The organism is bacterium, from assembly GCA_035945995.1.
GTDB lineage: Bacteria > Sysuimicrobiota > Sysuimicrobiia > Sysuimicrobiales > Segetimicrobiaceae > DASSJF01.
The window spans coordinates 1-9,026 of record DASYZR010000089.1 but is presented as its reverse complement, the minus strand read 5'-3'; the positions used below and the strand labels follow the sequence as shown (position 1 = coordinate 9,026).

General features: G+C 73.3%; 11 protein-coding genes. All 11 read left to right on the top strand.

Features of this window, described 5'->3' with window-relative positions; genetic code table 11:
* A partial coding sequence (gene hemC, locus VGZ23_09515) for a hydroxymethylbilane synthase (GenBank protein HEV2357831.1) occupies nucleotides 1-1,147 on the top strand: 1,147 nt, incomplete at its 5' end.
* A complete protein-coding gene (locus tag VGZ23_09510) occupies nucleotides 1,144-1,962 on the top strand; it encodes a uroporphyrinogen-III synthase (GenBank protein ID HEV2357830.1) in 819 nt (272 codons plus the stop codon). The genes hemC and VGZ23_09510, both read left to right, overlap by 4 nt.
* Nucleotides 1,962-2,942, top strand: a complete 981-nt coding sequence (hemB, locus tag VGZ23_09505; protein HEV2357829.1) for a porphobilinogen synthase — start codon at nucleotides 1,962-1,964, stop codon at nucleotides 2,940-2,942. The genes VGZ23_09510 and hemB overlap by 1 nt, the downstream gene beginning before the upstream one ends.
* A 134-nt stretch (nucleotides 2,943-3,076) precedes the next feature.
* A complete protein-coding gene (locus VGZ23_09500) occupies nucleotides 3,077-3,778 on the top strand; it encodes a glycosyltransferase family 2 protein (protein ID HEV2357828.1) in 702 nt (233 codons plus the stop codon).
* Complete coding sequence (gene bshB1 / locus VGZ23_09495; GenBank protein HEV2357827.1) at nucleotides 3,760-4,443, top strand: bacillithiol biosynthesis deacetylase BshB1; 684 nt, start codon at nucleotides 3,760-3,762, stop codon at nucleotides 4,441-4,443. Before VGZ23_09500 ends, bshB1 begins: the two co-directional genes overlap by 19 nt.
* Nucleotides 4,443-6,050, top strand: coding sequence for a hypothetical protein (locus VGZ23_09490; protein ID HEV2357826.1), 1,608 nt, complete (start codon nucleotides 4,443-4,445; stop codon nucleotides 6,048-6,050). Before bshB1 ends, VGZ23_09490 begins: the two co-directional genes overlap by 1 nt.
* A gap of 52 nt (nucleotides 6,051-6,102) precedes the next feature.
* Nucleotides 6,103-6,843 (top strand): heme ABC exporter ATP-binding protein CcmA, encoded by a 741-nt coding sequence (ccmA, locus tag VGZ23_09485; GenBank protein ID HEV2357825.1) that lies wholly within the window; start codon nucleotides 6,103-6,105, stop codon nucleotides 6,841-6,843.
* Nucleotides 6,840-7,502: a heme exporter protein CcmB gene (locus VGZ23_09480; protein HEV2357824.1), complete on the top strand. Its 663-nt coding sequence runs from the start codon at nucleotides 6,840-6,842 to the stop codon at nucleotides 7,500-7,502. Before ccmA ends, VGZ23_09480 begins: the two co-directional genes overlap by 4 nt.
* Nucleotides 7,503-7,584: 82 nt before the next feature.
* Complete coding sequence (gene ccsA, locus VGZ23_09475; protein HEV2357823.1) at nucleotides 7,585-8,238, top strand: cytochrome c biogenesis protein CcsA; 654 nt, start codon at nucleotides 7,585-7,587, stop codon at nucleotides 8,236-8,238.
* Nucleotides 8,239-8,248: 10 nt separating this feature from the next.
* The gene (locus tag VGZ23_09470) at nucleotides 8,249-8,443 is read left to right on the top strand and encodes a CcmD family protein (GenBank protein HEV2357822.1); all 195 of its coding nucleotides are present in this window, start codon (nucleotides 8,249-8,251) and stop codon (nucleotides 8,441-8,443) included.
* Nucleotides 8,444-8,448: 5 nt separating this feature from the next.
* Entirely contained in the window at nucleotides 8,449-8,871 is a 423-nt protein-coding gene (locus VGZ23_09465; GenBank protein HEV2357821.1) for a cytochrome c maturation protein CcmE, read from the top strand.
* Nucleotides 8,872-9,026 lie beyond the last annotated feature (155 nt).

Genomic DNA, 9,026 nt, shown 5'->3' with positions numbered 1-9,026 from the left:
GGACGGCGGGGACGGGCGGCCGGGCGGCGGCGCGGTCCGCGGCGAGGCCGTCCGCGAGAGCGAAGGCTCGGCCCGCCGGCGGCGGCAGGCCGGCAAAGGGCCGGCGGACGGTGGCACGCGCCTCGGTCCGGAAGCGCCCGCGGAAGGGCGCCCGGCACTAGCCCGGCCGGTCTCCGTCACCGCCGGTTCCGCGACGCGCCGCGATGAGATGACGCAGCGACTTCGCATCGGCACGCGCGGAAGCCGGTTGAGCCTGCGTCAGACACAGATTTTCGTCGAGACCCTGCGGCCGTACGCGCCGGACCTCGCGGTCGAGACCGTCGTGATCCACTCGGCGGGGGACCGGGCCCCGTCGGTTCCGCTCGAGCAGTTGGAGGGCATCGGCTTTTTCGCCAAGGAGCTCGAGGCCGCGGTGGCCGCGGGCCGGTGCGATCTCGCGGTCCACAGCGCGAAGGACCTGCCGACCACCCTGCACCCGGCGCTGTGTCTCGGCGCGGTGCTCCGCCGCGCCGATCCGCGCGACGTCCTCGTCTCGCGGGACAACCTGCCGCTCGACCGGCTTCCGCTCGGCGCCCGTATCGCGACGAGCAGCCTGCGGCGGGCCGCGCAGCTGCGGGCGTGCCGCCCCGACCTCGTCATCGTGCCCATTCGCGGCAACATCGATACGCGGCTTGCCAAGCTCGACCGGGGCGACGCGGATGCGCTGTGCCTGGCCGGGGCCGGGCTGGTGCGGATGGAATGGGCCGGCCGGGTGTCCGAATGGCTCGAGCCCGACATCATGCTGCCCGCGCCCGCGCAGGGGGCGCTCGTCGTGGAGGCGCGCCGCGACGACGCCGAGGTCCGGACGCTCCTGCGCGCCGTCGACGATCCTCCTACGCGCGAAGCCGTCACCGCGGAACGCGCCTTCGTGGCGCGTCTCGGCAGCGGATGCCGGGCGCCGGCCGCGGCGCTCGCGACGCTCGACGGCGGTCGCGTGACATTGGAGGGCTTGGTCGCGAGCGAGGACGGACGCGTCGTCCGGCGGCAGCGCGCCGCGGCGCCGGCGGGGGCGGCCGGCTGGCTCGGACTGACCGTGGCCGACCGCCTGCTGGCGCACGCCGGGGACCTGGCGGTGGCGGCGCCGCGGTCCGCCGCGCGAGGCCGGTGAGCCGCCCTTCCGCGAGCACGTCGCTGGCCGGGCGGCGGATCGTCGTGACGCGCCCCCGCGCCGACGACCGGTTGCGGCGGTTGCTCGCGGCCGAGGGCGCGGAGATCGTCGAGTTTCCGACGATCCGGATCGCGCCCCCGCCGGACTACGAACCGCTTGATGCGGCTCTGGCCCGCCTGGCGGAGTATGCGTGGGTGGTCTTCACGAGCCGGAACGGCGTCACCGCCGTGGTCGACCGGCTGGCGGCCCTCGGCCATCGCGCCGCCGTGCTGGGCCGCGCGCGCCTCGCGGCGATCGGCCCGGGCACCGGGGAGGCTCTGCGCCGGCACGGTCTCACCGTCGACGTCTCGCCGGCCGAGTTCCGGGCCGAGGCGCTCCTCGCTGCGCTCGCGCGCGGCGGTCTGCGCGGGACGCGCGTGCTGATCCCCCGGGCGGCCGTGGCGCGCGATGTGCTGCCGGACGGGCTCCGGCGGGCCGGTGCCGTCGTTGACGTCGTGGCCGCGTACCGCACCGACGTGGAGCATCGGCAGGTCCCGGAGGCCGCGGCGGCCGTTCGGGGAGGCCGGATCGACGCGATTACCTTTACGAGTTCCTCCACGGTGCGCCACTTTGTGCGTCTCGTCGGTCCCGGCGCGGCGCGCGCGCTCGACGGGGTGCTTGTGGCCTGCATCGGTCCGGTTACGGCTGAGACCGCCCGCGCGGCCGGCCTCCGCGTCGGCATCGTGGCGCAGCACTACACATTGGCGGGGTTGGTCGATGCCCTGCGGACGGGCCTCGGCCGCCGCAGGCCGGCCGCGAAAGGACGGAGAGCCTGATGGGATTTCCCGAGCGGCGGCTCCGCCGCCTCCGGCGCACCGATCGTCTGCGCGACATGATCCGCGAAACGGCCCTGGCGCCGGCGGATTTCGTCGCGCCGCTGTTCGTGAAGGAAGGCGTGCCGAGGCCGGTGCCGATTCCGTCGATGCCGGGCCAGGTGCAGCACACCGCGTCCAGTGTCGTGGAGGAATGTGGCGCGCTCGCCGAGACCGGTGTGGCGGCGATCATGCTCTTTGGAATTCCGGCCCGCAAGGACGAGACCGGCACGCCGGCGTGGGACGCCGAGGGCATCGTCCAGCAGACGCTGCGGCGCGTGCGCCGCGAGGTCGGCGACCGGCTCGTGCTCATCCCGGATCTCTGCCTCTGCGAGTACACGTCGCACGGGCACTGCGGCGTCCTCGTGGACGGCGCGGTGGACAACGACGCAACCGTGCAGGCCTACGCGCGGATCGCGGTCTCGTACGCGGAGGCGGGGGCGGATCTCGTTGCCCCGTCCGGCATGATGGACGGGCAGGTTGGCGCGATCCGACGGACGCTGGACGCCGCGGGCGGGACCCACGTCGGGATCCTGGCCTACGCGGCCAAGTACGCGTCCGCCTTCTTCGAGCCGTTCCGGTACGCGGCCGAGAGCGCCCCGCAGTTCGGCGACCGCGCCGGGTATCAGCTCGACCCGGCCAACGTGGACGAAGCGCTGCGCGAGGTGCGGCTGGACATCGAGGAAGGCGCGGACATCGTGATGGTCAAGCCCGCGCTGCCGTATTTGGACGTCATCGCGCGGGTCAAGACGACCTTCGGGGTGCCGACCGCGGCCTACCACGTGAGCGGCGAGTACGCGATGCTCACGGCCGCGTCTGCGAACGGCTGGCTCGACGAGTCCCGCGCCATGTGGGAAGTGCTGACGGCGATCCGCCGCGCGGGCGCCGATCTGATCCTCACCTATTTCGCCCGCGCCGCCGCGGAGCGCCTGCGCCGCGGCTGACCGGCCCGCCCCGCGGCAGCGGGGCGCCCGGCGTGCGCCGCACCCCCGCCGCAGCCGGCGCGGGGCATAGGGCGCGTCCTGCCGTCGTTGCACCCGGTGACATGGCGGACCCGGCACCGCGGACGGTGATCGTGATGCCGCTCTACAACGAGGCGGCCACGCTAGCCGGCGTCCTCGATGAGGTACGCCGCCACGCCGCGGCGCGCATCCTCGTCGTCGACGACGGGTCGACCGACGGCTCGGCCGGGATCCTACGGGCTGCCGGGCCGCGCGTCGCGGACCTCGAGGTGCTCACCCACGCCCAGAACGAGGGATACGGTCAATCGCTGATCGACGGCTTCCGCTACGCGCTCGACGGCGGGTTCGACGTGGCCGTGACGATCGACTGCGACCGGCAGCACGAGCCGCGGCTGATTCCCGAGTTTCTGGACGCGGTCCGGTGGTTTGACATCGTGTCCGGCAGCCGGTATCATCCGGAAGCGCCCGGCGCCGGGGATCCTGCGCCGCCGGACCGGCAGCGGCTCAACGAAGACATCACCCGGATCGTCAACGAGCTCACGGGGTTCCGGCTGACCGACGCGTGGTGCGGGTTCAAGGCCTACCGTGTGCCCGGTCTGGCCCGCATGCGCCTCGACGAGCGGAGCTACGGCCTGCCACTGCAGGTGTGGCTGCAGGCGGCGCGATTGGGCCTGAGCGTGACGGAGCTTCCCGTGCCGCGCATCTACAAGAATCCGGACCGCCGGTTCTGGGGCGGCCTCGACGATCCCGACGCGCGGCGGACATACTACTTGTCGATCATCGACCGGGAGGTGAGCCGGTGGCGCACGTCCTCGTAGTCGGGGCGCATCCCGACGACGCGGAAATCGGCATGGGGGGCACGATCGGCGCGCTCGTGCGGCGCGGCGACACCGTCACGCTCCTCGATCTCACCGACGGCGAGCCGACGCCGATGGGCTCGCCGGAGCGACGCCGTGCCGAGAGCGAGGCAGCCGCGCGCGTCCTCGGCGTCGAACGCCGGATCACGCTGCCCCTGCCGAACCGCTATCTCATGGATACCCTCGAGAACCGCGTCGCGGTCGCCGAGGTGATCCGGGAGACGCGGCCGGACGTGGTGTGCGCGCCCTACTGGGTGGACGCCCATCCCGACCACGTCGCGGCGGAGCGGCTCGCCGAGGCCGCGCGCTTCTACGCCAAGCTGACGCGCACCGACATGCGCGGGACGCCGTACTACCCGGAGCGCATCCTGCATTTCTTCTGTACGCACTACCGGCTGCAGGTCGTCCCGGCGTTTATCGTGGACGTGTCCGAGCACATGGAGCGCAAACTGGAGGCGGTGGCGTGCTACCGCTCGCAGTTCAACGAGGAGCGCGGCAATCTCGCGATTCTCGAGACGATCCGGTCGGTGGCGGCCTACTGGGGCAGCCGTATCCGGCGCCCCTACGGCGAGCCGTTCGCGAGCAAAGAGCCGATCGGCGTCCGCACGCTCGGAGATCTGCTCTGATGCCGGAATCGGCGGCCGTGGCGGCGGAGTACACGATTCCCGAGCGGTCGGGCGAGACGCTGTTCGTCCCGCCGCTCGACCGGCTGACGTCGCTCGTGGCCCCGTACGCGCCGTCCGGCGCGTACGGGGCCGCGATCCTCGGCGTGCCCTTGGCGGAGTTTCGCCGGACGGCACGCGCGCGCGCGCTCGCCCTCGCGGCCGGGACCGGCGCGTGGGCCGCCGGGCGTGATGAACCGGCACGCGCCGCGCCCCCGGGCCGGGGCCGGGACAACCGGCCGCTCGTCCTCATGGGTCACCAGCCCGTGTTCTTCCATCCCGGCGTCTGGGTCAAATACTTCCTGTTGAACCGGCTGTGCGGTATCAACGGCGCCCGCGGCGTGCACCTCGTCGTCGACACGGACGCCACGGGGCCGATCGCGGCCCCGGTACCGGTCGTGCGGGACGGCGTCGGGCGCACCTCACACGCGCTGGTCGCCCTGCCCGACAACGTGCCCCTGGAAGCCGCCGCGGTCCCGACGCCGCATGCCTGGGCGTTGTTCGTCGAGGCCGTCCGCCGGGATCTCGGCACGCTGGGCGTCCCGGGGCTGACCGACCGGCTGATGGCGTTTGCGGCGGGAGAATCCGCCGCGCGGCGGGACGGCGCCACGCTGGCCGGGTATCTCGACATCCTGCGCCGCGAATACGAGAGCCGCGCCGGTACTGCGCGCTACGCCGATCTTACGGTGTCGGCGCTCTCCGACACGCCGGAATTTCAGGCGTTTGCGCTGCATCTCTTGCAGGAGCCGCGCGCCCTCCTCGCCGCGTACAATGGATGTTTGGACGCGTATCGGCGGACCCACCGCGTCCGCTCCCTCGCCAATCCGTTTCCGAACCTCATGCAGACCGGCGAGTGGAGCGAAGCGCCGTTTTGGATCCTCCACGAGGGCCGCCGGGCGGACCTGTGCGCCCGGCGCGAGGGGAACCGGCTGGCGCTCGGTTGTGCCGGTGAGCCGCTCGCGACCGTTCCGGCCGGGCCGGGAGGGCTGGAGGCGCTCGCCGCGTCGCACCTGGCGCTCCGGCCGAAGGCCATCACGCTCACGATGTTCGCGCGGCTCTGCGTGGGCGATCTGTTCATCCACGGCGTCGGCGGCGGCCGGTACGATCGCGTGACCGACGCGTTCACCGAGCGCGTTTTCGGCGTCCGGCCTGCACCCTATGCCGTCGCGACGGCGACGCTGCACCTGCCGCTCGAGGGCGGACGCCGTCGCGCCGTCGAGCGGCACGCACTCGAGCGCCGGCTGATGGACCTGCGCCACAACCCGGACCGGCATCTCGCGGCGGCCGGCGAGGCCGAGCGGCGCCTCATCGACGAAAAATGGACCTTGATCCGAGAGGTGGAGACGATGCGGCCGGGGCCGCAGCGCCGGGCCGCAACGCGGCGGATCCGCGAGATCAACGGGCGGCTCGCCGAAGCGCTTGCGCCCGAGATCGCGCGCCTCGAAGCCCACCTCCACGCGCTGCGGATCGAGCCGCCGGCCGAGGACGCGCTCGAGTTCCGCGGCTATCCGTACTTCCTGTTTGCACCGGGGGACGTGGCGGCCCTCGTCGGCGGTGTTGCGGGACCCTGACCCGTCCGCGGCACCGACGGCGCCGGCGGCGCGGGACTCCGCCGATGCGGCCGTGCCGCGGAGCGCGGCGGCGATCGCCGCCCGGGATCTGTGGCGGGGATTCGGCCGCGAGCGCGTCCTGCGCGGCGTATCGCTCGACGTGCCGGCCGGCGGGGGCCTAGCCGTCTTCGGCGCCAACGGATCGGGCAAATCGACGTTACTGCGGGTGCTGGCCGGCCTCCTGCGCCCGGCGCGCGGGACGGTGCGCGTCGCCGGCGACGACCCCTTCGCCGCGCCGCGCGCGCGCTGCCGGATCGGCTACGTCGGCCATGAGCCGATGCTGTACGGCGGCCTGACGATCCGGGAAAACCTGCACCTGTACGCGGCGCTGTACGCGCTTGAGGCGGCGCCGGGGCGGATCGACGAGGTCTCAGCGCTCCTCGACCTCACCCGGTACCGCGACACGGTCGTGGCCCGGCTCTCGCGGGGACTCGTGCAACGGGCGGCGGTCGCGCGCGCGCTGCTCCACGCGCCGGACGTGTTGCTGCTCGACGAGCCCTTCTCCGGGCTCGACCCGGACGCCGCCGCCCGTGTGGCCGCGCACGCCGGCGCGTTTCGCCGGGCCGGCGGGACCGTCGTGCTGGCGACGCATCAGGGCACCGACGCTGTCCGCCTCGCCTCCGACGCGCGCCTTCTCGCGAACGGCCGGCTCGGCGCCCCGCGCGTGCTGGCCGGCGCGGACGCGGAGAGCGTCGAGGGCTGGTATCGAGAGGCGGCCGCCGCGGCGCGGCGGGCCCCGGCGCGGCCGTCGTGAGGGCGGCCGCCGCGCTCGTTTGGAAGGACCTCGTCGCGGAGGCGCGCACGCGAGAGCTCATGACCTCGATGAGCCTGGTGGGCTTTCTCTCGCTCGTGGTGCAGGGGCTCGCCGTCGGCAGCTCGCCGCCGGCCGAGGTCACGGCGGCCATCCTCTGGATCACCGTCGTCTTCGCGTCGACCCTCGGCCTCGCGCGGGCGCAGGCGCTGGAGCACGACCGTCAGGCGCTGTCCGGCATCCTCCTCACGCCCGTGGGGCGGGGGACGCTGTTTCTCGCCAAGTGCACGGCGAATCTGTTGCTCACGCTCCTGCTCATGGCCGTCGTGGTGCTGGCCGCCACGGCCCTCGTGAACGCGGCGATCGGGCGACACCTCGCGGCCCTCGCGCCGCCGCTGGCGCTGGGCGGCGTCGGGTTCGCGGCCACCGGGACGCTGTTGGGGGCGATGGCGGCGACGACGCGCCTCCGCGAGGTGCTCCTGCCCATCCTGCTCGTGCCGGTGGCGCTGCCGGCGATCATCGTGTCGCTGACCGGCGTGACGGCCGCCCTCGACGGCGCGGGCGTGGCGGCGGTGCTCGGGCCCGTCCGGTTCCTCCTCGCGTTCGACGTGATCGTGCTGGTGTTGGGCGTGTGGTTGTTTGAGTACGTGGTCGAAGAGTGACGGCCGGCGGGCGGTTTCATTGAAACGGCCCCGACGGTCCGCTATCATTTTCCCCGTGCGCCGGTCGCGGGACGGATGGCTCATGTGGACGATGGGGGGCCTGATGTTAGTCTCCCTGTACGGGGCTTTCGTCTACGCTCCGCGCGAGCGCATCATGGGCGACGTCCAGCGGATCTTTTACGTGCATCTGCCGCTTGCCTGGGTCGGATTCGTCGCCTTCGGCCACGCCGCGTGGGCGGCGGCGCAATATCTTCGCACCGGGCGGCGGAGCTGGGACGTCGCCAGCGCCTCGGCGGCGGAAATCGGCGTGCTCTTTGCGAGCCTGGTCATCATCACGGGATCGCTGTGGGCCCGGCCGGTGTGGAACACCTGGTGGACGTGGGACCCTCAGCTCGTCACCTACCTCATTCTCTGGTTCATCTACGCCGGCTATCTGATGCTGCGCGCCGCGGCGGGTGAGGACGACCGCCAGCGGAGGATCGCCGCGGTCTTCGCCATCGTCGGCTTCGTCGACGTGCCGCTCGTGTGGTTATCGGCCCGCTACCTGCGGGCGCTATCGCCGGTGATCTTCACGTCGCACAGCGTGGGGCTCGCCCCCGCGATGGCGTGGGCCCTGGCCGCCGGTCTCGCCGCCTGGAGTCTCGTGTACGTGCTGCTCGTGCGGCTGCGGATTCGTATCGGCGTGATGGAGGCGCGGATGGCGATGCTCGCCGACGATCAGGCGGTGACGGCATGACGGTGACGGCATGACCTACCTTTTTTGGTCGTTCACGATCGTCTGGATCGCCCTCTTCCTCTACGTCCGCGCGCTCCTCCGACGCACCCAGGCGCTGGAGGACGAGATGCGCCGGCTCGGCGGCGGCGATCACGAGACGGCGCACGCCGCGGGCCACGAGGACGACGCGGCGGTGGGCCGGGCGGCCGGTTCCGTGGCGCGGTGACCCGCGTGGAGGCGCGGCCGGGGGCGGGCCGCCGCACGCTCGCGTTTGCCGGCGGCGCCGTCCTCATCGTGCTCTCGCTGGCCTACCTCGTGTACGGCGGCATTCAGCAGGGCGCGACCTACTGGGTGACGGTCGGTGAGTTGGTGCAGCGCGGCCCCGCCCTGCCGTCGCGCGTGCGCCTCGGCGGGACCGTGGCCGAGGGGACCGTGCGGTGGGACGCCGCGCACCGCCATCTCGCGTTCGTGATCACGGACGGCGCGCACACGCTGCCGGTGCGGTACAGCGGCGTCGTGCCCGATATTTTTGCCGAGGGGCGGCAGGTGGTCGTGGAGGGCGGCGTCGGGCGCGACGGGACGTTCGACGCGACCACGCTGCTTGCCAAGTGCCCGACGAAGTACAATCCGGCGGATCCGCCATCGGCGCGATGAGGCCCTGACCCCATGGCTGATCTCGGCCGCTTCGCGGTGCTGGGGGCGCTGGTGCTCGTCCTGTACGCGATCGCCGCGGCCGCGCTCGGTGCCCGCGCCCGCCGCGCCGGGACGGTCGCCAGCGCCGTGCGGGCGCTCGGCGCCGCCGCGGCGCT

Coding starts and splice junctions, on each gene's coding strand:
- hemB (HEV2357829.1), top strand. CDS start 1,962: ATGGGATTTCCCGAGCGGCGGCTCCGCCGCCTCCGGCGCACCGATCGT.
- VGZ23_09500 (HEV2357828.1), top strand. CDS start 3,077: ATGCCGCTCTACAACGAGGCGGCCACGCTAGCCGGCGTCCTCGATGAG.
- VGZ23_09490 (HEV2357826.1), top strand. CDS start 4,443: ATGCCGGAATCGGCGGCCGTGGCGGCGGAGTACACGATTCCCGAGCGG.
- ccsA (HEV2357823.1), top strand. CDS start 7,585: ATGTGGACGATGGGGGGCCTGATGTTAGTCTCCCTGTACGGGGCTTTC.
- VGZ23_09470 (HEV2357822.1), top strand. CDS start 8,249: ATGACCTACCTTTTTTGGTCGTTCACGATCGTCTGGATCGCCCTCTTC.